This window comes from Stenotrophomonas sp. 1L-E-5-B-C3 (assembly GCF_057292075.1).
This window is the reverse complement of sequence record NZ_JBXAWS010000001.1, coordinates 84,828-104,634: the sequence shown is the minus strand read 5'-3', so window position 1 is coordinate 104,634 and position 19,807 is coordinate 84,828. Positions and strand designations below refer to the sequence as shown.

Below are 19,807 nucleotides of genomic sequence, written 5' to 3'. Positions count from 1 at the left end.
GCAGGCGCCGTGGATCAACGTGAAAATGGTGCGCTAGACAGATGACTGTCTGGTGACATGTTCATCAGTTGTGAGGCGCAGGCATGTAGAGCCGAGCCCATGCTCGGCTGCTTGTTCCCGGAGCCGAGCATGGGCTCGGCTCTACAAACGCTTCAGGATCACGGTAGATGCCAACCTTGGTTGGCATGCGCAGCATCATGGTGAAGGAGCGCCAACCGAGGTTGGCAGCTACAAAATGCTTACCCAGCGTTGCGCGGCTTGCGCGTGCGTTTCGGCTTCGGCGTATCACCGCCGCTGGCGGCACCATCCTGCAGCGCCTGCAGCCAGGACAAAGTATCCACGTAGTCAATGAAGTGGCGCAGATAACCGGGGCTGGTGGCCTGCATGGTGTCCAGCATGCGCTGCACCAGCACCGCCGAATTCAGCGGACCGCCATCGGCCGGGGCCTCGGTGCGCAGCGAACGGCGCACCTGCAGTTCGCTGCGCAGTTCCGACCACTCGCGCTGCACCTGCTGCAGCATCGGCACCTGCGGGTAATGCGGCAGCGAGCGCGACCCCGCATCGAGGTCGCGCACCAGTGCGCGCAGGCCATCCAGTGCGGGCGGCTTACTTGGCATCCGCGGCCTTGGGCTTGGGGATCGGTGCGATCTCCACGCGGCGGTTGCGCGCGCGGCCGGCTTCATCGGCATTGGAGCTGACCGGCTGCTCGCTGCCAAACGCGGCGGCAAACACCGCATCGGCTGGGACGCCATCGGCGATCAGGGTGCGGGTCACGGTCAGCGATCGCTGCGCCGACAGCTCCCAGTTGTCGGCAAAGCGGCGGTTGCCTTCGCGCACCGGCGCGTCATCGGTGAAGCCGCTGACCATCAGGATCTCTTCGCGCGTGCCCAGGTAAGCGGCCAGCGGTGCGGCCAGGCTGCGCAGCAGCTCCTGGCCTTCCGGCTGCAGCTGGTCGGAGTTCAGCGCGAACAGCACGCTGCCGCTGATGCCGATACGGCCATCCACCAGCGTCACGCGACCGGCGGCCAGCGGGCCCGCCAGCGCCTGTTCCAGCGTCTGCAGTCGCTTGGCTTCGGCCTGGCGCTGCTTCACTTCCTGGTCCAGCCGCTGCGACAGTTCCAGCTGCACGGCAACCACGCCGACCAGGATCAGCACGAACGCACCCAGCAGTACCGACATCAGGTCGCCGAAGGCGGCCCAGATCGGGGCGTGCGAGCCGCCATCGACCTCCAGCTCGTCGCTCATGCGCTACCGGCCTTGCCGCGGCGCGTGGCCAGCTGCTGCAGTTCTTCCATCACCTGCTTCTGCGACAGCAGGCTGAGGTCGACCACCTCGCGCGCCTGCGCCACGTAGTAGGCCAGCTGCTCGTCGCTGCGCGCCAGCGAGGCATCCAGCGCACCGCCGATCTGTTCCAGGCGGCCGGACAGCTCGGTGGAGGCATTGCCGAACTGCGCGACCGCGTCGCCGAAGGTGCCGGCCAACTGGCCCACTTCACCGGCGCTGCCATTGAGCGCCGCGGCAATGCCATCCAGCTTGCCGGTCTCGGCGGCGATATGGTCGGTGAAGCGGTTGCCGACGCGTTCCAGCAGCTCGGCCGAACCGCCGACCAGCGCGTCCACCGCCGTGCGCTGTTCGTGCGAGGCGTGGTTGATTGCATCCAGCAGGGTCTGCACGGTGGCCAGCAGGCGACCGCGTTCTTCCAGCATCGCGTTGTCACGCACAAGACTCTCGGACAGCGTGCTGCGCAGCTCGTTGATGACGTCGGCAGCAGCCTTGGGCGCGGCGGCGGCGGTCTGCAGCAGGGTAGACACTTCGGCCAGCGTGGCGCTGGCCTGTGCGCGACCGTTCTCGCCAATCTGCTGTGCGGTCTCGGCCAGCGTGTCGCAGACCTGCTGCTGCTGCGCGGCCAGGCGTTCGCCGTTGGCCTGCAGGCGCTCGGCCAGGTCGGTGGAAACATGCTGCAAGGCATCGCTCCAGCGCTGCAGGCGCTGTTCGTCGCCGGCTTGCAGCTGGGCCTGCAGTGCCGCGTGGGCCTGCTGCAGTTCGGCACTGACCGCATCCCAGCGCGCCTGGCGCTGCTGCTCGCGGCTGTCCAGGCTGGCCTGCAGTTCGGCGTGCGCGGTCGCGGCGGCGGCCTGTGCGGACTGCCACTGCTGCGAACGCTGCAGTTCGTGATCCTGCAGCAGCGCCTGGCTGGTGCTGTGGTGCTGTTCCAGTGCCTGCAGCAGCGCCTGTGCACGCGCGTCCAGATGCTCGCTGGCGGCCAGCAACGCCTGCTGCTGGCGTTCGACCAGCGCGCTGTTCAGTGCCTGCTGCTGCTCGGCGGCGGCGCGCCAGGCCTCGGCATTGCCGCTGGCATCGGCCTGCAGGCGCTCGCCGATGCGCGCGACCAGTGCTTCGGCATGCGTGCCCTGGCCATCGCTGAAGGCCTGCAGGTGCTGGCGAAGATCGCTCACCAGCGTCTGTTGTGCCTGGGTCTGCTCGCTCACCACCTTGGCCCAGCTGGCTTCGGTGGCGACGCGGCTGCGCTCGAATCCTTCGCTCAGGCCAGACAACTGCTGCTGCACCGCCTGTTCGACACGGGCATGCAGCGCCTCACCATGGTGGGCCAGTCCGGCCAGCGTGGTCTCGGCCATCGGCTGCAGCGCGCCACCGATGGCAGCGGCGCTGGCCTCGGCACCTTCGCGCAGCGACTGCTGCAGCGAGACGGCCAGGCGTTCCTGCAGCGCCTGGCTTTGGGTCAGGAACTCGGCCTGGCCGGCCAGCAGGCGCTCATTGGCGGCCGCACTGTGCTGTTCGAAGGTGCTGGTCATCGCCTGCAGGCGGTCGACCAGCGCCGGCAGCGCGGCGGACTGTGCCTGCAGCAGGCGCAGCGATTCGGCGCGCTGCCAGGCCTGCGAGTACGGATGCAGGTCGCCGGCAATGGCACGGTCCAGCTGCTGCACGGCCTGCAGGCGGTCACGGCGCAGCAGCGCCGCCAGCAGGCCGAGCATGGCCGAGCTGGCCACACCGGCGATCGAGGTACCGAATGCCACCGCCAGGCCTTGGACCGGCGACGCCAGCGAGCCGCGGATGGCGGCCATGTCGGTCGCGCTCTGCAGGGCCAGGCCGGTGCCACGCAGCGTGTCCATCATGCCCAACAGGGTGCCGAGCATGCCCAGCAGCACCAGCAGGCCAACCAGATAGGGGGTCAGCACCGGCGCGGGCAGGGCGGTGCGCTCGCCTTCCACGCGCAGGCGCACGGCGTTGCGCAGGCCCACCGGTACGCGCTCCAGCCACGGCGACAGGCTCTCCTTGGCGCTGGACAGGTCACTCAGTGCGCTGCGCAGGCCGTTGCTGGCCTGGCGGTAGCGGTAGAGCTCGACGCCACCGGCGATGTAGCAGGCCGCGATGATTGCCGCCACCGCTGCACCCAGCGGATGCACCGAAACGTAGCCAATGCCGATCCAGCACACGGCCAGCAGGCCGACAAGGAAAACAACGACATGGAAAGCAGTTCTGGACATGGTGTTCCGGTCAGTGGGAGCGCAGGGCGTCTTGCAGCCCTTCGATCGGGTGGAAGCGCAGCTGCAGTTCGGCAAGCAGCAGGGTGCGCATGTCATGGCGGAAGGCCGCGCGCCAGCCGGGCTGGCCGTGCACGCGTTCAAAACGGGCGCCGAGCACTGCCGGCGCGGTGGCCAGCAGGCTGTGCTCGCGCGGGGTGAGGGTCTGTTCCATCACCGCATCGACCTCGGCCAGCCGTGCCAGCTCGGGTGAAGCCTGCACCAGCTGATCGCGCAGGCGCCCGCGCAGGCCCCCGGTGGCGGTCTGGATGGCCTGCTGCAGCACCCGGTAGCGTTGGCGCAGCGAGGCGAAGTTGGGTGCTGCAGCGGCTTCGGCCAGGTCCAGCAGGCGCTCGGCCTCCGCATCCTCGCTGATCGAGGCCCGCAGGCTGGCATGGGCCTGGGCGCAGTCGGCCAGCACATCCTCGGCCGCTTCGGCGGCTTCGCCGGGCTCGGGCAGGCGTCCGCCGAGGGCCCCGGACAAGGCCACGGCACGGCTCCAGTCCACCCACTGGCCGAGGCGATCGGTCAGGGCGGGACTGTTGGCCGGCATCGCGCCGTCGCTGAGACGGGCGAGCAGGCGGAGGAATTCCGGTCCACCCAGGACCGGCTGCACTGCTTTCGCCATCAAGGGGTGAGGGGCCAAAAACCGTTGATTTTACAACCAGATGACCTTGGCTGGATGAAGGCGGGGCCGGGGGAGGGGACCCGCAGGCGCGACAAGGCTTAGAATGACCGGCTGCACCCATCCCGTTCGACCCTTGGAGTACCCAATGACTGTTGCGCAGTTCTACCCGATCGGCACCCCCGGACAGCCCTGGGGCGACGCGGAACGCGCACAGTGGCGGGCCCGCCAGCAGCGTCAGCGCAGCTACCACGACGACGTGGTGGCCGCCCTTGAACGCCTGGACGACAGCTTCGATGTAATCCAGTACGGTCAGCTGGACTATGCACCTGACCATTACCCGCTGTTCGCCGTGGTCAACCACGACTGGAACCCGGCGCTGCCGACCGCGCTGATCACCGGTGGCGTGCATGGCTACGAGACCAGCGGCGTGCACGGCGCGCTGCAGTTCCTGGAACAGCAGGCCGAGCGTTACCTGGGCCGGCTGAATCTGATCGTGGCGCCGTGCGTCAGCCCGTGGGGCTACGAGCGCATCCAGCGCTGGAACCCGGATGCGATCGACCCCAACCGCAGCTTCCGTGACGGCGGCCAGATCGAAGAGGCCGCCGCGTTGATGCGCTGGGTGGCCGAGCGCAAGCCGAACCTGCTGGTGCACCTGGACCTGCACGAGACCACCGACAGCGACCTGCACGAGTTCGATCCGGCGCGCTGTGCCCGCGACGGCAAGCCGTTCGAGCGCGACACCATTCCGGATGGTTTCTACGTGATCGGCAACAGCGAAGATCCGCAGGCCGAGTTCCAGAAGGCATTGATCACCGCCGTCGCCCCGGTCACTCACATCGCCCCGGCCGACGCCGAAGGCAACCTGGTCGGTCTGCCGCTGCAGTCGCCGGGCGTGGTCTGGGGCGAATCGCGCTCGATCGGTGCCTGCGCCGGCTTCACCGACGCGCGCTTTGCCACCACCACCGAGGTCTACCCTGACAGCCCGCGCACCAACCCGCAGGAATGCAACGACGCCCAGGTGGCGGCGGTATGCGCGGGTCTGGATTTCGCCCTGGCCACGCAGTAACGCATCAGCGCAGGGTAGCGCCGGGTCATACCCGGCGGATTGGGCGGGAGCTAGCCCAGCAGGATCACGCCCCACACCGTGCCGACCATCAGCAGCGCGGTGGTCTGGGCGGCGCTGCCCATGTCCTTGGCGTTCTTGGATAGCGGGTGGTGCTCCAGCGAGATGCGGTCGACCACCGCTTCGATGGCCGAGTTGAGCAGTTCCACCAGCAGGCTGATGAAGCAGACGGCCAGCACCACGGCCCGTTCGATCGTGCTGATGTCCAGCACGAAGGCCGCGGTCATCAGTAGTGCGTGCAGCAGCAACAGCTGCCGGAAGGCCGCTTCGCCACGGAAGGTGGCGATGAAGCCGTCGCGCGAATGGATCAGCGTGTGGAAGATGCGGCGCAGGCCGGTCTTGCCATGCGGGTATTTGCCGCTGTTCCTGGGGGAAGGTGGCTGCATGCCGGTCCTGCCATGAAGTGATCTCTTGGCAGCATGTGCAGGCGCGCGTCGGGAAAGCGTCGGACGCCCGTTGGATTTTCCTTCAGCCGCCCTCGCGCTGCGCCTGGATGGCCTGGTCGAGGGTGTCCAGTTCATCAGTCGGCGAGGCCAGCCATGCCGGGTACGCCTCGGTCTCGACGAAGGCGGAAGATCGCAGCACGTCATCGAACGCCGGATTATCCTTCACCGCATGGCGCAGCAGGCCGGACATCAGTCCGCAGATGCGGACGGCCGCCTGGAAGGCGCCCTGCAGCGATCCGGCCGGCTCAGTGACCGTGTTGAGGAAGGCCGCATAGGCCGGGCCATCGAAGACGAAGTCCTCGCGCTGCTGGAAGGCATCGCCGTTGAGGTTGGCTTCGCCGGAGACGTGCCGGGAGAATCCCCACGACCAGATGTCGAGGAAGCGCAGGTCATCCAACATCCGGCGCGCGTCGTCTGACAGCGGAACTGCGCCGGACAGAGCGTGCTCAAGCGTGGCTGCTGCGAACGGTTCGGTGCCCTCGTGGGCAAGGAAATCGCTCAGGCAGCGCAGCGCGCCGGGATGGTGTGGATCCAGTTGCAAGGCCCGGTAGATCACCCGTGCGCCTTCCACGTGACGGCCCTGGGCGATGAAGATGTTGAGCGCGTGGTGGGCGAGCTGGTCGGCGCTGAGATCGGCGATCTGGGTCATCGGGTCTGACGGGTCTGGAGGAACGACAGGCACCAGTCTGACAGATCACTCATCCGGCCGGGCTGCGTGAATCGCGCATGGAGTAGATCACCGAGAAGATCTTCCAACCCCGCTCGGTGCGGACCAGCTGCCACATTTCCTTGCCCCAGTTCGTCTTCACACCATCGTCGTGGAAACTGTAGTCAAACGACACCGAGGCCACATCGCCATCGGTCTCGATCTTCGTGTTGGAGAATTTCTCCTCCGTCGGTTTCGGTGAGGCAACGGCCCCGTCGATCAGCGCAATGAAGTTGTTGGCAGGAATCTGCCGTGCCTTGATCGCATCGGGCTTGGCCTTGCGGATGTCCTGCAGGCGCACATCCTCGGAAACGACCTGCCAGCCGATGTCTTCCGCCTTGTCCGAGAAGAACAGGCCCATGTAGGTCGGCTTGTCCTTGTTGATCAGCGAGGTGCGGAACGATTCGACCACCTGTTCGATGGCTTTTCCATCGGCTGGACTGTGGGCTGGACTGTTGTTGCCGGCATGGCCTGGCGACGCTGACAGCAGAAGCGCGAGGAGGGCGAGTGGTGCTCTTGATGTCTGCATCTGCAGCTTCCGGGGACAAGGGGATGCTGCCGGGGCATTTCGTTACATCAGCGCCCCGGCGCATCCCCTCATTCAACGATGCAGCGCGTCGATGATCAACCCAGTAGCAATCTCCACCAGCAGGTACTCGCTATCGGACTGCCGGACCCAACGCTGGTCGCGGCCCGGCTCGCGCAGGTGGTAGCGCGCATAGTCATCCACCCAGTAACGGCGGTCCACTTCCGCCCATGGCAGGCGCTCACCGCGACGCCAGGCCTTCTTCTGCCAGCCCGGCGGCGGTGCATCACGGTTGTGCGGGCCACCGGCGTGCGGCGGTGGCCCGTTGCCGCGCGCATGGTGCGGCGGATCGGCGAAGGCGGGTGCCGCGGCCAGCGCGGCAGCCGTGGTCAATGCGATGACGGGTAAACGTGCGGCTTTCATGACGTGTCTCCAACCGGCCGCAGCACGCGGCGCTGTGAGCCGGAATATAGGGCAGGCCATGTGAATGAATACGGCATGCCGGGCCCGCATTCATGAATGGAAGCCGGCACACCCGGGCACGGCCAGCGGTGGCGGCCCTCATCGGGTCGCCTGCGCTGTTTTGTCGTTCTGCACCCAGCCACCGCCCAGGGACAGGAAGAGATCGACCTGGCGCTCAACCCGTTGCGCGCGAGGCGGCCAGCGTTGACGCGGCATCTGCCAGCGCTGCGATTGACGGCGGCCGCCGCGAGGCTGACATCGAAGTCCGTCCCGAGGCCGCCAGCGGCCAGACGGCGGGTGGCGTCGAGGGTTGCGCGCTGGGTTGCCAGCACCTGTTGCGTCGCTGCAAGGGTGGTTGCTTGAACATGTGCTCATGTAGGCGCGGGTGACCGCTGCGACAACGACCACGCGCACCTGATCGCTCGCAGCGGCCACGGTTTCGGCATCGGCGCGGGTGGCCTCGATGCCGCGCCGGATGCCGCCTGCGAGGTCGAGCGGGTAGGGCAGTCGGATCCCCGGCACATACGTATGGGGGCGTTGATGGTTGGGTGTACCCGCCGGCATGGGTGAGCGTGCCCGAGCCCTCCACTTCACTGCACCGAACCCCGCGCGCGGTATTCAAGCACCGCTGCGCTGGCACGCCGGAGGTTGGTATCTGCGGCGCGCAGGTCGCTGTTGGCGGCCAACGCCTCACGGACATAGTCGTCAAGCTGCGGGTCACAGCTGCCACCAGCGGTCCAGTGGCTGTGCCGGGCCGTAGGCGGCATCCCGGTTTGATGCGAAAGCCAGTGACACGCTGGGCGCCGCAGCAAGCGCGTGTGCTGCTGGACGAGCTTGTGCAGATGCCGGCCGAACAGCTGTATCTGCCGGTCAGCCGTCATCCGAAGGTGCAGGCGCTGGCCGAGGCGCTGGCGGCCGATCCGGGAGATCGCAGCACCATCCGGCAGTGGGCTGCGCGATTGGCATTGGGCGAACGCACGCTGACGCGCTTGATCGAGCGGGAAACGGGGTTGTCGTTCGGGCGCTGGCGGCAGCCGCGGTACTTCGCTGCGCGCCCGGGCGGGCAACCGCCGTCGGCAGCGAAGAGCTGAGGGTCGGCCGATGCCGGTGCATGCGGTCTGCGGGGCGCGCGCAATGGGATCGGGTCTGTCACGCCGCGCGCATGCTGTTCAGTACCATTGCGGCATGAGCGTGCTGGCCGCGCGGAGCCTGGCCACCGAGGCACCGGTCCGTGATTGTCATGAGTTTGCCCGCCGCGTGTACTGCATTCCCTGCTGAACGGAAGCCACTGCCATGCCACACCGCAATCCAGCATCGAGCCTCCGTCTGACAGGTAGCGCCGTTGAGGTGTTCCGTGCCTTTCTTGGCCTTGGCCTGACTTCGTTCGGCGGCCCTGTCGCCCACCTGGGCTACTTCCGTAGCGAATTCGTACAGCGCCGACACTGGTTGGACGATCGACAGTTCGCGCAGCTGCTGGCTGTCTGCCAGTTCCTGCCCGGTCCAGCCAGCAGCCAGCTGGGTTTTGCATTGGGTCTGCTCCGTGCGGGCTGGCGCGGCGCAATGGCCGCATTCATCGGGTTCACGCTGCCATCGGCGCTGCTGATGCTGGGCTTTGGCGCGATCGCGCTACGCCTGGACGGCGGTGTCGGCGCCGCCCTCGTGCACGGCCTGAAGCTGGTGGCAGTTGCCGTGGTCGCGCACGGACTGCTGGGCATGATCCGGCAGCTGACGCCGGACCTGCCGCGTGCGTTGATTGCCTGCGGTGCGTTGGGCGTGATCCTGCTCACCGGCAGGGCCTGGGGACAACTGGCTGCGATCGCTCTCGGCAGCGTGCTCGGCCTGGGCCTGGGCCAACGCGTGCAGCTGCCGCCAGCGGTGACGTTCCCGCTGCGTTACGGCGTGCGCGGCGCGTCGATCGCGCTGGTGCTGTTCGCGCTTGGTCTGGGTACGAGCTGGCTGCTGCCACGGTCCGGTGCACCGACGTTGCCGGGCATCGCTGCGGCATTCTATGAATCCGGGGCACTGGTTTTCGGGGGCGGCCACGTAGTGCTTCCGCTGCTGCAGCAGGCAATGGTTGAGCCGGGCTGGGTCAGCCAGGATCGGTTCCTGGCCGGCTATGGCGCCGCGCAGGCCATGCCGGGCCCGATGTTCTCGCTGGCCGCGTACCTGGGGGCGGAAGTGCCGGTGAGCGCACCATGTGCGGCCGCTGCGCTGCTCGCGCTGCTGTCCATGTTCCTGCCGGGGTTCCTGTTGCTGCTGGCAGTACTGCCGTTCTGGAACCAGTGGGCACAGCGGCCATCGGCGGCGCGTGCGATGGCTGGCATCGGGGCGTCGGTGGTCGGTCTGCTGGCGGCCGCATTGCATGATCCGGTATGGACGCAAGGCATACGTGGCCCGGTCGATTTCGCGATTGTCGCCGCCGGATTCGCAATGCTTGCCGCGCTCAGGATTTCTGCAGTATGGGTTGTGCTGTGGTGCGTGCTTGCGGCAACGCTCCTGCAGCGATTGGGGTGATCATGGCGCGTAGTGTCCGAGTGGGTCCACTTGCCGCAGACGTCGCCCTGCGGGACAGATTGCGTTATCGGTGCAGGTCGCGCTTTCCGTACCAGGATTCCGTACGGTTCACCATACGCACTACAGAGAGCATCACCGGCACCTCGATCAGGACGCCGACGACCGTGGCGAGTGCCGCCCCCGAATGCACACCAAAGAGGCCCACGGCCGTCGCAACCGCCAGTTCGAAGAAGTTGCTGGCGCCGATCAGTGCCGACGGCCCGGCCACACAATGCGCCACACCCAAGCGCCGGTTGAGCAGGTAGGCCAGGCCGGAGGTGAAATAGACCTGGATCAGGATCGGGACCGCGATCAACGCAATCACCAGCGGCTGCTGCACGATCTGCCGGCCCTGGAACCCGAACAGCAGCACCAGCGTCAGCAGCAGCGCCGACAGTGACAGTGGCCCCAGCTGGCGCAGCGCCGTCTGCAGCCCGGATTCGCCATGGCGCGACAGGATCCAGCGCCGCAGCATCGCGGCCACCAGCACCGGCGCCACGATGTACAGGCCGACCGACAGCAGCAACGTATCCCACGGTACGGTGATGGCCGACAGCCCCAGCAGCAGCGCCACCACCGGCGCATAGGCCACCACCATGATCGCGTCGTTCAGTGCCACCTGGCTCAGTGTGAAGTTGGCATCGCCGCGGCACAGGTTGCTCCATACGAACACCATGGCCGTGCACGGCGCGGCGGCCAGCAGGATCAGGCCGGCGATGTAACTGTCGATCTGGCCGGCGGGCAGCCAGTCCGCAAAGACGTGGCGCAGGAAGAGCCAGCCCAGCAGCGCCATCGAGAATGGCTTCACCGCCCAGTTGATGAACAGCGTCACCCCGATGCCTTTCCAGTGCTGGCCCAGCTGGCGCATCGCACCGAAATCCACCCTCAGCAGCATCGGGATGATCATCAGCCAGATCAGCACCGCCACCGGCAGGTTGACCTTGGCCACTTCAGCCGCCGCCAGGGAGGCGAAAGCACCTGGCAGGAAGTGCCCGAGCAGCGTGCCGACGATGATGCACAGCGCGACCCAGAGCGTCAGGTGGCGCTCGAACAGGCCCATGGGTGCCGCTGTGCTCATGGCGTGCGCGCTGCCGGCAGCAGATGGCCGATCTGGTCCAGCGCCTGCTGCAGCATTCCGCGGTCCTGCCACACGTGCCCGGGCAGCGCCAGCAGGGCCTGCACGCGTGCCTTCACGATGGCATGCGCGTGGGCGAAGGCGGCAGCCTTGTCGGCATCGCTGCCCTCTACCGCGGCCGGGTCCGGCAGACCCCAATGGCTGCGGATGAAATCACCGAACACCACCGGGCAGGCTTCCGCTGCCGCCGCATCGCAGACGGTGATCACCAGATCCATCGGAGCCGCGTCGGCGAACTCATCCCAGGATTTGCTGCGCAGTCCCGCCACCGGAATGCCTTCCGCGCGCAGCTGTGCAAGCGCGAACGGATTGACCTGGCCGGTCGGGTGGCTGCCGGCACTGTAGGCCGTGAAGCGGCCGCCGCCCCATGCGCGCAGGGTGGCTTCGGCCAGCACACTGCGGGCGCTGTTGCCGGTGCAGAGAAACAGGATGGAGCGGGACATGATGGCGTCTCCGAATCAGCAGCTGCAGGGATTGCCCGACGGCGTGCACTGTTCGCTGGGCGAACCGGCGCAGCAGTTGTGCGTGAGGTACTCGATCAGGCCGGTTATTGCGTTGAAGTTGGCGCGGTAGCAGACGTGGCGGCCCTGGCTCTCGCTCTCGACCAGGCTGGCCTGTACCAGCTCCTTCAGGTGGAAGCTCAGGGTCGCAGGTGGGACCTGGAGGGCTGCGGCGATGTCGCCCGCCATGCGACCGGCCGGGCCGGCTTCGACCAGCAGGCGGAAGGCTGCCAAGCGGGTGGCGTGGCCGAGTGCGGTGAGCGCGACGATTGCATTTGATGTTTCCATATTTCTAGAATAGTCGAATGAATAAGCCGATCACAAGTCCTTCGTTGCCCCATCTGAGGGAAGCCTCGCTTCCCCAGCCTGATCACCAGAGGTTGGCGGCCGAACGCCAGGGACCGCCACGCATCCTGCTGCTGTACGGCTCACTGCGACCGCAATCGTTCAGCCGCAAGCTGGCACTGGAGGCCGAACGCCTGCTGCAGCATCTGGGCTGTGAAACGCGTGTGTTCGATCCGCATGCCTTGCCGCTGCTGGACAGCGTGGACAAGGGGCATCCGGAAGTGCAGCGGCTGCGCGAATGGTCGCAGTGGTCGGAAGGGCAGGTGTGGGTCAGCCCGGAGCGGCATGGCACGGTCACCGGCGTGTTCAAGAACCAGATCGACTGGCTGCCATTGGAAGACGGCAGCGTGCGGCCGACCCAGGGCAGGACGCTGGCGGTGATGCAGGTCTGCGGCGGTTCGCAGTCGTTCAACACGGTCAATACGCTGCGGGTGCTGGGCCGCTGGATGCGCATGCTGACCATTCCCAACCAGTCGTCGGTGGCCAAGGCCTGGCAGGAGTTCGACGAAGACGGACGGATGAAGCCCTCGCCCTACTACGATCGTGTGGTGGATGTGGTCGAAGAACTGGTGAAGTTCACGCTGCTCACCCGCGGCCGCGCCGACTACCTCGTGGACCGTTACAGCGAGCGCAAGGGCGATGCGTTGGCGGTGGAGCTGGCGCGGGCGGCGGGAGCGACCGGCGTCTGAGGGAGATGCCGAATCGCGCACGATTCCAGTTCAGGTAGCCGGCGCAGGCTGCAGGGCTTCCAGCACCCGGCAATCGGCCACGCGCCCGCCGGGACAGTTGCCGATCATCCGCTGCAGTTCACCCTGCAGCGCTTGCAGGTCGGCAATCCTGCGCGCGATGTCGGCAATGTGTGCCTTCACCACGTCATCCACCGAACTGCACTGGTGCTCGCGTTGCTCGCCGAAGGCGATCAGTTCGCGGATCCGCTCGATGGCGAACCCCAGCTCGCGCGCACGGAGCACGAATGCCAGCCGCCGTTGGTCCTGTGCGTCGTAGCAGCGGTAGTTGCCCTGCGAACGCAGCGGCGGCTGCAGCAGGCCGATCTTTTCGTAATAGCGGATGGTCTCTGCCTTGGTGCCTGTCTGGCGGGCCAACTGGCCGATGGTGAGTGGGGCTGTCATGGGCTTGACCTTGTAGGGGCTACAAGGTTGATAAAGGCAGCTCCCTTTCATTTCAAGCCCGGGCACGCCCGGCGGAGCGCCCCCATGGACCAGTGCTGCGGCCACAAACGCCAGGAGCTGGCATCGATAGCGCTGCACAGCGCCCAGCGGCGGGTGCTGGTGGCGGTGCTGGCGATCAACCTGGCGATGTTCTTCATCGAGTTCGGCGCGGGCCTTGCCGCGCGATCCAGTGCCCTGCAGGCCGATGCGGTCGACATGCTGGGCGATGCCATCGTCTATGGCCTGAGCCTGTGGGCGGTAAACCGGGGCGCGCGCTGGGAAGCGGGCGCGGCGCTGGCCAAGGGCCTGCTGATCCTGGCCTTCTTCGTGTTCATCGTGTTCGAAGTGGCCGGAAAGCTGGTCAACGGCGTGCCACCGTCCAGCACACTGATGCTGGTGTTCGGTGGCATTGCCCTGGTGGCGAACCTCACCTGCCTGGCGCTGCTATGGCGTTTCCGCAGGTTGAACATCAACATGAAGAGCACGTTCGAGTGCTCGCTCAATGACGTGGCCGCGAACCTGGGCGTGCTGGTGGCCGCAGGTGGCGTGGCTATGACCGGGCGCGGCTGGCCGGACATTGTCGTCGGTGCAGTGATCGCCCTGTTGTTCCTGAGGTCGGCAGTGGGCGTGATCGCTGAAGCGTGGCCGGCATGGCGGGCAGCACGCCGACAGTGACTCAGTTGCGGTGGTGCCTGCTTGGGCAGATCGCCACCTGTTGGCTGCGCTGATCGATCAGCACCACCGCTTCCTGCAGCGCATGGGCGCCCACCACCGCTTCGGGATAGCGGTCGGACACCCGTACGTGCAGCCCCTGCAGTGCCAGGCCGCCAATCAATACGGTGGCATCCAGCCGTGCGCGTCCGCCATCGACCTCGCCGTGACTGAGGGTCAGTCGATCCCCGGTGGTCACTGCGGTACCGGCGGCCTGCCGGAAGAGTGCAGTGGGCAGCACCATCGCGACGTTGGCGCCGGTGTCCAGCTGCGCCTCCGTGCTGACTGCTCCAATCTTCACCGGGATGCGGAAGGCGCGTGCATAGGCCAGCGTGTCTGGTTGCGCGGGCAGGAGATCGATGTCGCGGCGGAACTGCAGGCGCCGTTGCGGGTAGTCGATGATCAGCACGCCATCAGCGAAGAATCCGCGCGCAAGGATGCCGTCGAACACTGCGTCTTTGGATTGCCGTGCGTTGTAGTCGCGGGTGAGCGCGGTCACGTCGCTGTGGCGCAGCCCGTCGAGCGCCAGGGCGTCGATGCGCACTGTGTCGGCCTGCGCTGTCTGCACGCCGTCGGAGTGGCGGGTGCTGGCGTCCGCGGGTAGCGCCAGTTTCCGCACCAGACGGCTGTCCGCGCGGGCCATGCCGCTGGCGCCGGTATCGATGGCGAAGCGGTACGGGCCGCTGCCGTTGACCTGCACCTGCACATGGATGCGCCCGTCGATGACGTCAAAGGGAACGTCGATGATGCGCTCGCCCGGGCGGGCGGGGAGGGTACAGGTGCTATCCGCCACGGGTGAGGCGAGGGTGGCCACGGGAAGCGTCAGCAGAGTGAGGATGGCGATGGCAGTGCTGCGCCAACGGCGAGTGCCGAGTGCGGTACGGCGATGCGGGGGAATGCGCCTCATGATCCTGTTCCATGGGTGTCCATGGATCTTCTGATGCGTGAGGGATGCAGGCGGTTGCAGGTGTTTCCTGCCCGCAGGCTGCTCCGAAAGCTGTCGCGGTAATCGGCTGGATCTGGAATCCGCGCGGGTGGAAATGTGACGGATGTCGCGGGCCTTGACTTGAATATGTCACCGTCTTCAACGATAAAGGCGGCATGTGGCACTGCCGCATTCCGGACCAGGGACGATCCGAAGCATGACGTGATGGGGCTCTACCCCCGCGTTCTCGTTCCCGCCGGCGCTGTGTTCGTCCAGGAAGGAGAACAGGGATGTTGGAACGACTGAAGACCATTTTGTGTGCCGTGCTGGCGATCGTTGCCGTTGGCTGCATTGCGCCGGCTGTTGTACAGGCGCAGGAAAGCAAGATCACCTGGCGTATTTCGCAGCCCGGTGGCGATGCGACCCAGTACAAGACCCAGCAGGCGGCGGTGGCCGCCATCAAGAACCTGCCGGCGCCCAGCCCCTTCCCGCCGGAGTTCCAGTTCGGCTGGCAGTACGTCGACAAGATCAAGTCGAAAGTCGTGGACTTGAACGGAAACACGTCGATTACCTACTGGATGGGAAAGACGCAGCCATCCGACCCTGACTGGACCTACTACGGCGCGGGTGATGGTGGCTTCCTGTCCGAAGAGGAAGTGCTGGAAGCGCTCATTGCAGACTTGCAGGACATCAATCCCCAGTGTCCTGGGGAAACTGCTGTGCCGGAAGGAGAATGGGGCCCAACTGCTCCAGGGATGGACGGAATTTCGGAGGTCAGGGAGTACCGGGTCACCGGCATGCTGGGCAGCAATTCGGCGGAGTCTCCGTGCGTGCCCTTCGACGCAGGAACGACAGGGCTTGCTCGCATGCGACGCTTGAACTGCCCGATCCCCTTCACGCAGTGGTCCAACAAGCACAACGCCTGCGTCAGCGAAGAATTCGTTGCGACCATCACCTCGAAGTCGCAGAAGTGCGACGAGGACGGCGGCAACGGTAGCTGCCCCATGTCCCGCAACGAAACAGCGGCGAACATGAGTCCGATTCCCGACAATGACCCGGCCTCCAACGGCGGTACCTGCGACGGCAATGTCGGCAACCCATGTGATGTTAAAACGGGCGAGAAGTATGAGATTGCGCCGGACTTCGATCTTGGCTGGATCGCACTGACGCGTTTCTATCACTCCGGCATTTCCACGTCCTCCGGTGGCTTCGGTTATGGCTGGACCCATTCGCTGGGCGCCCACCTGGCACTGGATGGCGCTGACAGTGTGGGCATCATTGAAAGCACCGGTTTCCAACGGGCATTCAAGAAGATCGGCCAAGCCTATGAGGCGGACGACGACAGTGGTGATCGTCTCGTCCAGAACGGTAACTGGACGCTGTATTCGGCGGGTTCCATCTCGACCTTCGGCGCGGACGGGCGTCTGATCACCAAGCGCTTCCCGGATGGCACGTCGCTGACCTATATCTACGATGACAGCGACCGCCTTGCGGCCGTCACCCACAGCAGTGGCCGCACGCTGGAGTTCGTCTACCAGTCCAACGACTATGAGGCGCTGATCAGTTCGGTACTGGTCGAAGGCATTGCGCTCGTCACCTATACCTACACGCCGCAGAACCAGGTTGCCACGGTGACCTATGCGGGTGGCGGTGTGCGCACGTATCACTACGAGAATCAGGATTTCCCCCAGCACCTGACGGGTATCACCGCGGAAGACGGGCGTCGCTACAGCACTTTTACCTATGATTCCGACGGTCGCGTCATTTCCAGTCAGCACGCCGGCGGTGCCGATGGTGTGACGCTCGCCTACAGCCCCAACGGCGGTGCGGTCGTGACTGACGCGCTTGGGCGGCAGACCGACTACACCCTGACACCCGGCGGCGACACCGCGCCGTCGCGCAAGGTGACCGGCCTGACCGATTCGCAGGGAACCGTCAGCCGAACCTACTACGACCAGAGTGTCGACTTCCGCCGGCGTCTGGATACCTACACTGATCGTCGCGGCATCCAGACCAAGCGCACCTATGCGCAGGGCACCGACCCGGTGAGCGGTCGTGCCGTCAGCATCCATACCGTGACCGAAGCGGTCGGCCTGCCCGAACAGCGGGTGGTGACCACCGCGCGCGACGTCGAAACCAATGCGGTACTGACCACCCGCATCGGCAATCGTGAAACCCGAACGTCCTTCAATACCCGGCGTCAGCCGACAACCAACACGGTGACCGACACCGCTTCCGGTCAGACGCGCATCACCAGCTACACGTACTGCGAAGCCGCTGATGTGGCAGCGGCAGGCAGCTGCCCGGTGGAGGGGCTGCTGAAGAATGTGGATGGCCCGCGCACGGATGTGGCCGATGACGTTACCTATGCCTATTACTCGGCGGATGATGCAGGGTGCGCGACCGGAGGTGCCTGCACCTATCGCAAGGGCGACCTGCGCAGCGTGACCAATGCGCTGGGCCAGACGGTCGAGACCTCGGCCTACGACGCGTTCGGGCGGCCGTTGTCGGTCAAGGACGCCAACGGCGTGGTGACTGATTACACCTACCATCCCCGCGGCTGGCCGACCTCCATCACCGTGCGCGGCGCGACCACTGCCGAGAATCGGGTCACCCAGATCAGCTACTGGCCGACCGGCCAGGTGCAACAGATCACCGAGCCCGACGGCAGCAGCGTTTCCTATGTCTACGATGCGGCGCTGCGCTTGACCGATATCGAGGACAACGCGGGCAACACGATTCACTACACGCTGGACAATGCCGGCAATCGCCTCAAGGAAGAGACGCTCGATGCAGGCGGTACCCTGCGCCGTACCCTGGCACGGACGTTCAACACGCTCGGTCAGCTGACCGCGCTGAAGGACGCCGGCAATCATGCTACCGGCTTTGCCTACGATGCCAACGGCAACCCCCAGACGATCACCGACGCCCTGCAGCGCGTGACCAGCCAGCAGTACGACCCGCTGAACCGCCTGGCCCAGACCCTGCAGGATGCCGGCGGCGTGGCGGCGGAGATCCGCAGCCAGTACAACGCGCTGGACCAGGTCACCCAGGTCACTGATCCGAAGGGCCTGCACACCACCTACGCCTACAACGGCTTCGGTGATCTGACCGGACAGGTCAGCCCGGACAGTGGCGCCAGCAGCTACACCGTGGACGCGGCAGGCAATCGCAAGGCCGCTACCGACGCGCGCGGCGTCACCGCCACCTATCACTACGATGCGCTGAACCGTTTGATCGGAGTCGCCTATCCGGACCCCAATCTGGACGTAGGCTACAGCTATGACGTGGCGCCAGCGGCCTGCGCCGCCGACGAGCGCTTCGCCAAGGGGCGGCTGGGGCAGGTGCTGCATGCCAACGGCAGCACCCAGTACTGCCATGACCGCTTCGGTCAGGTCACCCGCAAGGTGCAGACCGTCAATGGTGTGGCCAGCACGCTGCGCTACGCCTACAGCAAGTCGGGCCGTCTGACTGCGTTGACCTACCCCGACGGCAGCGTGGCCGACTACGTGCGTGATATCCAGGGCCGCATCAGCCAGATCGGCCTGACCCGGCCCGGCCAGGCGCGCCAGATCGTGGTGAACAACGTGAGCTATGCAGCCTTCGGTCCGGCGACCGGCTGGACCTACGGCAATGGCCGCCAGCTGCAGCGTCCGCTGGATCTGGACTACCGCCCGCAGGCGGTACATGACCCGGCCGCAGATGGCCTGTCGCTGGGCTACGGCTATGATCCGGTCGGTTCGATCACCGAGCTGAAGAACGGCACTGGCTCGACGGTACTGGCCAAGTACGCCTACGACGCGCTGGGTCGCCTGACCCAGACCCAGGACGGTGCGACCGGCACGCCGATTGAAACCTATGCCTACGACGCCACCGGCAATCGCACCGCGCTGACCACTTCGGCGGGCACTGCCAGCTACACCTATCCCGCAACCAGTCATCGCCTGACTGCGGTGGATGGTGAAGCGCGCAACCATGACGCGGTGGGCAACACCACCAGCATCGGCGGCAAGACGTTCATCTACAACGATGCCAACCGCATGAACGCGGTGAAGCAAGGCAACGCCGTACTGGAAAGCTACGCCTACAACCATCGCGGCGAGCGCGTGCTGCGCACCCCGGCTGGTGGCGCTGCACAGATCACCCTGTATAACGAAGCAGGGCAGTGGCTGGGCAACTACTCGGCCACGGGCCAGGCGCAGCAGCAGGCCATCTGGCTGGACAACTACCCGGTGGCGCTGATCAGCGTGCCAAGCGCAGGTGTGCCGGAGTTGGCCTACATCCAGCCGGACCATCTGGGTACGCCGCGCGTGGTGATCGACCCGGCGCGCGATGTGGCGATCTGGGAGTGGAGCAACAAGAGCGAGGTGTTCGGCAACCAGATTCCGAGTACCGACCCGGACGGCGATGGCGTGGCATTCGAGTTGGCGCTGCGATTCCCGGGCCAACAGGCGACGGATGCGAGTGGGCTGTTCTACAACTATCGGAGGGAATACGACCCGGCAGTGGGGCGGTATACCCAGAGCGATCCGATTGGGTTGATGGGTGGACTGAACTCGTTCGCGTATGGAAGCGGAGATCCCACTGGCCGTGTCGATCCGCTAGGCTTGGCCGATAAAAAATACATACCTCAGGCCGTACCTGTTTCACCGGAGTTGCAGGCGGTCGGAAATCGGCTCCAGAGGCTGGCAAACCAAGCAGCGTCCACCATTGACGCCACCTGTGGATGGCGTTGCTCACTGCCTTGGATACGCGGAACGCTCATCCATAGTGAGTTCAAGCGCCTGGTGGATACCACATGCCCGACGTCTCAGTATGCGACTGAGGTGAGCTACGCTGGCCGTAGGGTTGTTAGGTATGGGTACCCGGGGTCCTCACGGGCGGACGCTGTGTACGGCCCAGTTGATGCACCTCAAGCCATCTTCGATCTGAAGACTGGTTGGGCTTACATCTCCTGGGATCAGTACAATAAGTACGTCAAGAATCTCCCCGAGGGAACTCTCGTGGTGGAACTTAAGCCTGAAGGCCGTTGATAA

General features: G+C 66.0%; 19 protein-coding genes and 1 pseudogene. 6 read left to right on the top strand and 14 right to left on the bottom strand.

Features of this window, described 5'->3' with window-relative positions:
- Nucleotides 1-239 precede the first annotated feature (239 nt).
- Genes AC0Z6F_RS00475 through AC0Z6F_RS00460 form a run of 4 tightly spaced genes read right to left on the bottom strand, consistent with a single transcriptional unit; the run spans nucleotide 240 to nucleotide 4,170 of the window.
- Entirely contained in the window at nucleotides 240-683 is a 444-nt protein-coding gene (locus AC0Z6F_RS00475) for a DUF2894 domain-containing protein (RefSeq protein WP_485619012.1), read from the bottom strand.
- Nucleotides 607-1,245: an OmpA family protein gene (locus AC0Z6F_RS00470; RefSeq protein ID WP_012511299.1), complete on the bottom strand. Its 639-nt coding sequence runs from the start codon at nucleotides 1,243-1,245 to the stop codon at nucleotides 607-609. The genes AC0Z6F_RS00475 and AC0Z6F_RS00470 overlap by 77 nt, the downstream gene beginning before the upstream one ends.
- The gene (locus AC0Z6F_RS00465) at nucleotides 1,242-3,506 is read right to left on the bottom strand and encodes a DUF802 domain-containing protein (RefSeq protein ID WP_032970766.1); all 2,265 of its coding nucleotides are present in this window, start codon (nucleotides 3,504-3,506) and stop codon (nucleotides 1,242-1,244) included. Before AC0Z6F_RS00465 ends, AC0Z6F_RS00470 begins: the two co-directional genes overlap by 4 nt.
- A gap of 10 nt (nucleotides 3,507-3,516) precedes the next feature.
- Nucleotides 3,517-4,170 (bottom strand): DUF3348 family protein, encoded by a 654-nt coding sequence (locus tag AC0Z6F_RS00460; protein WP_485616505.1) that lies wholly within the window; start codon nucleotides 4,168-4,170, stop codon nucleotides 3,517-3,519.
- A gap of 145 nt (nucleotides 4,171-4,315) precedes the next feature.
- Here AC0Z6F_RS00460 and AC0Z6F_RS00455 point away from each other — a divergent pair, with 145 nt between their 5' ends.
- Nucleotides 4,316-5,236: a M14 family metallopeptidase gene (locus AC0Z6F_RS00455; protein WP_006371858.1), complete on the top strand. Its 921-nt coding sequence runs from the start codon at nucleotides 4,316-4,318 to the stop codon at nucleotides 5,234-5,236.
- Between the two features lie 50 nt (nucleotides 5,237-5,286).
- Here the strand turns inward: AC0Z6F_RS00455 and AC0Z6F_RS00450 are convergent, their stop codons facing one another.
- From AC0Z6F_RS00450 to AC0Z6F_RS00430, 5 genes and pseudogenes are all read right to left on the bottom strand, one after another.
- Nucleotides 5,287-5,679 carry a diacylglycerol kinase gene (locus AC0Z6F_RS00450; protein WP_448123111.1) on the bottom strand — a complete coding sequence of 131 codons (393 nt, stop codon included), beginning with the start codon at nucleotides 5,677-5,679 and terminating at the stop codon, nucleotides 5,287-5,289.
- Between the two features lie 82 nt (nucleotides 5,680-5,761).
- Complete coding sequence (locus tag AC0Z6F_RS00445) at nucleotides 5,762-6,388, bottom strand: hypothetical protein (RefSeq protein WP_485616506.1); 627 nt, start codon at nucleotides 6,386-6,388, stop codon at nucleotides 5,762-5,764.
- Between the two features lie 49 nt (nucleotides 6,389-6,437).
- On the bottom strand, nucleotides 6,438-6,974 hold the full coding sequence (locus AC0Z6F_RS00440) for a Cif family virulence factor (protein WP_485616507.1): 537 nt from the start codon (nucleotides 6,972-6,974) through the stop codon (nucleotides 6,438-6,440).
- A gap of 72 nt (nucleotides 6,975-7,046) precedes the next feature.
- Entirely contained in the window at nucleotides 7,047-7,394 is a 348-nt protein-coding gene (locus AC0Z6F_RS00435) for an RcnB family protein (protein WP_485616509.1), read from the bottom strand.
- A gap of 260 nt (nucleotides 7,395-7,654) precedes the next feature.
- Nucleotides 7,655-8,255 (bottom strand): annotated as a pseudogene (locus AC0Z6F_RS00430) (TolC family protein); the annotation flags it as partial.
- On the opposite strand from AC0Z6F_RS00430, the gene AC0Z6F_RS00425 reads away from it, so the two are divergent.
- Both AC0Z6F_RS00425 and chrA read left to right on the top strand, forming a co-directional pair.
- On the top strand, nucleotides 8,210-8,524 hold the full coding sequence (locus AC0Z6F_RS00425; protein ID WP_485616510.1) for a hypothetical protein: 315 nt from the start codon (nucleotides 8,210-8,212) through the stop codon (nucleotides 8,522-8,524). The pseudogene AC0Z6F_RS00430 and the gene AC0Z6F_RS00425 sit on opposite strands and share 46 nt — an antisense overlap.
- Nucleotides 8,525-8,780: 256 nt before the next feature.
- Entirely contained in the window at nucleotides 8,781-9,947 is a 1,167-nt protein-coding gene (chrA, locus tag AC0Z6F_RS00420) for a chromate efflux transporter (RefSeq protein WP_485616511.1), read from the top strand.
- A gap of 64 nt (nucleotides 9,948-10,011) precedes the next feature.
- On the opposite strand, the gene arsB is transcribed toward chrA, so the two are convergent.
- The 3 genes from arsB to AC0Z6F_RS00405 are packed head-to-tail and all read right to left on the bottom strand — an operon-like array spanning nucleotide 10,012 to nucleotide 11,909.
- The gene (gene arsB, locus AC0Z6F_RS00415; RefSeq protein ID WP_485616564.1) at nucleotides 10,012-11,046 is read right to left on the bottom strand and encodes an ACR3 family arsenite efflux transporter; all 1,035 of its coding nucleotides are present in this window, start codon (nucleotides 11,044-11,046) and stop codon (nucleotides 10,012-10,014) included.
- A gap of 14 nt (nucleotides 11,047-11,060) precedes the next feature.
- The gene (locus tag AC0Z6F_RS00410; protein ID WP_197615455.1) at nucleotides 11,061-11,564 is read right to left on the bottom strand and encodes an arsenate reductase ArsC; all 504 of its coding nucleotides are present in this window, start codon (nucleotides 11,562-11,564) and stop codon (nucleotides 11,061-11,063) included.
- Nucleotides 11,565-11,579: 15 nt separating this feature from the next.
- A complete protein-coding gene (locus tag AC0Z6F_RS00405) occupies nucleotides 11,580-11,909 on the bottom strand; it encodes an ArsR/SmtB family transcription factor (protein ID WP_485616512.1) in 330 nt (109 codons plus the stop codon).
- A 17-nt stretch (nucleotides 11,910-11,926) separates the two neighbouring features.
- Between AC0Z6F_RS00405 and arsH the strand changes: the two genes are divergently transcribed.
- Nucleotides 11,927-12,655 (top strand): arsenical resistance protein ArsH, encoded by a 729-nt coding sequence (gene arsH, locus AC0Z6F_RS00400; protein ID WP_006371763.1) that lies wholly within the window; start codon nucleotides 11,927-11,929, stop codon nucleotides 12,653-12,655.
- Between the two features lie 30 nt (nucleotides 12,656-12,685).
- Here the strand turns inward: arsH and AC0Z6F_RS00395 are convergent, their stop codons facing one another.
- Nucleotides 12,686-13,096, bottom strand: coding sequence for a MerR family transcriptional regulator (locus AC0Z6F_RS00395; protein ID WP_485616514.1), 411 nt, complete (start codon nucleotides 13,094-13,096; stop codon nucleotides 12,686-12,688).
- Between the two features lie 84 nt (nucleotides 13,097-13,180).
- Here AC0Z6F_RS00395 and AC0Z6F_RS00390 point away from each other — a divergent pair, with 84 nt between their 5' ends.
- On the top strand, nucleotides 13,181-13,810 hold the full coding sequence (locus AC0Z6F_RS00390; RefSeq protein WP_197615458.1) for a cation efflux transmembrane domain-containing protein: 630 nt from the start codon (nucleotides 13,181-13,183) through the stop codon (nucleotides 13,808-13,810).
- 1 nt (nucleotide 13,811) lies between these two features.
- On the opposite strand, the gene AC0Z6F_RS00385 is transcribed toward AC0Z6F_RS00390, so the two are convergent.
- Nucleotides 13,812-14,753 (bottom strand): aspartyl protease family protein, encoded by a 942-nt coding sequence (locus AC0Z6F_RS00385; protein WP_485616515.1) that lies wholly within the window; start codon nucleotides 14,751-14,753, stop codon nucleotides 13,812-13,814.
- Nucleotides 14,754-15,061: 308 nt separating this feature from the next.
- Here AC0Z6F_RS00385 and AC0Z6F_RS00380 point away from each other — a divergent pair, with 308 nt between their 5' ends.
- The gene (locus tag AC0Z6F_RS00380; protein WP_485616516.1) at nucleotides 15,062-19,804 is read left to right on the top strand and encodes an RHS repeat-associated core domain-containing protein; all 4,743 of its coding nucleotides are present in this window, start codon (nucleotides 15,062-15,064) and stop codon (nucleotides 19,802-19,804) included.
- Nucleotides 19,805-19,807 lie beyond the last annotated feature (3 nt).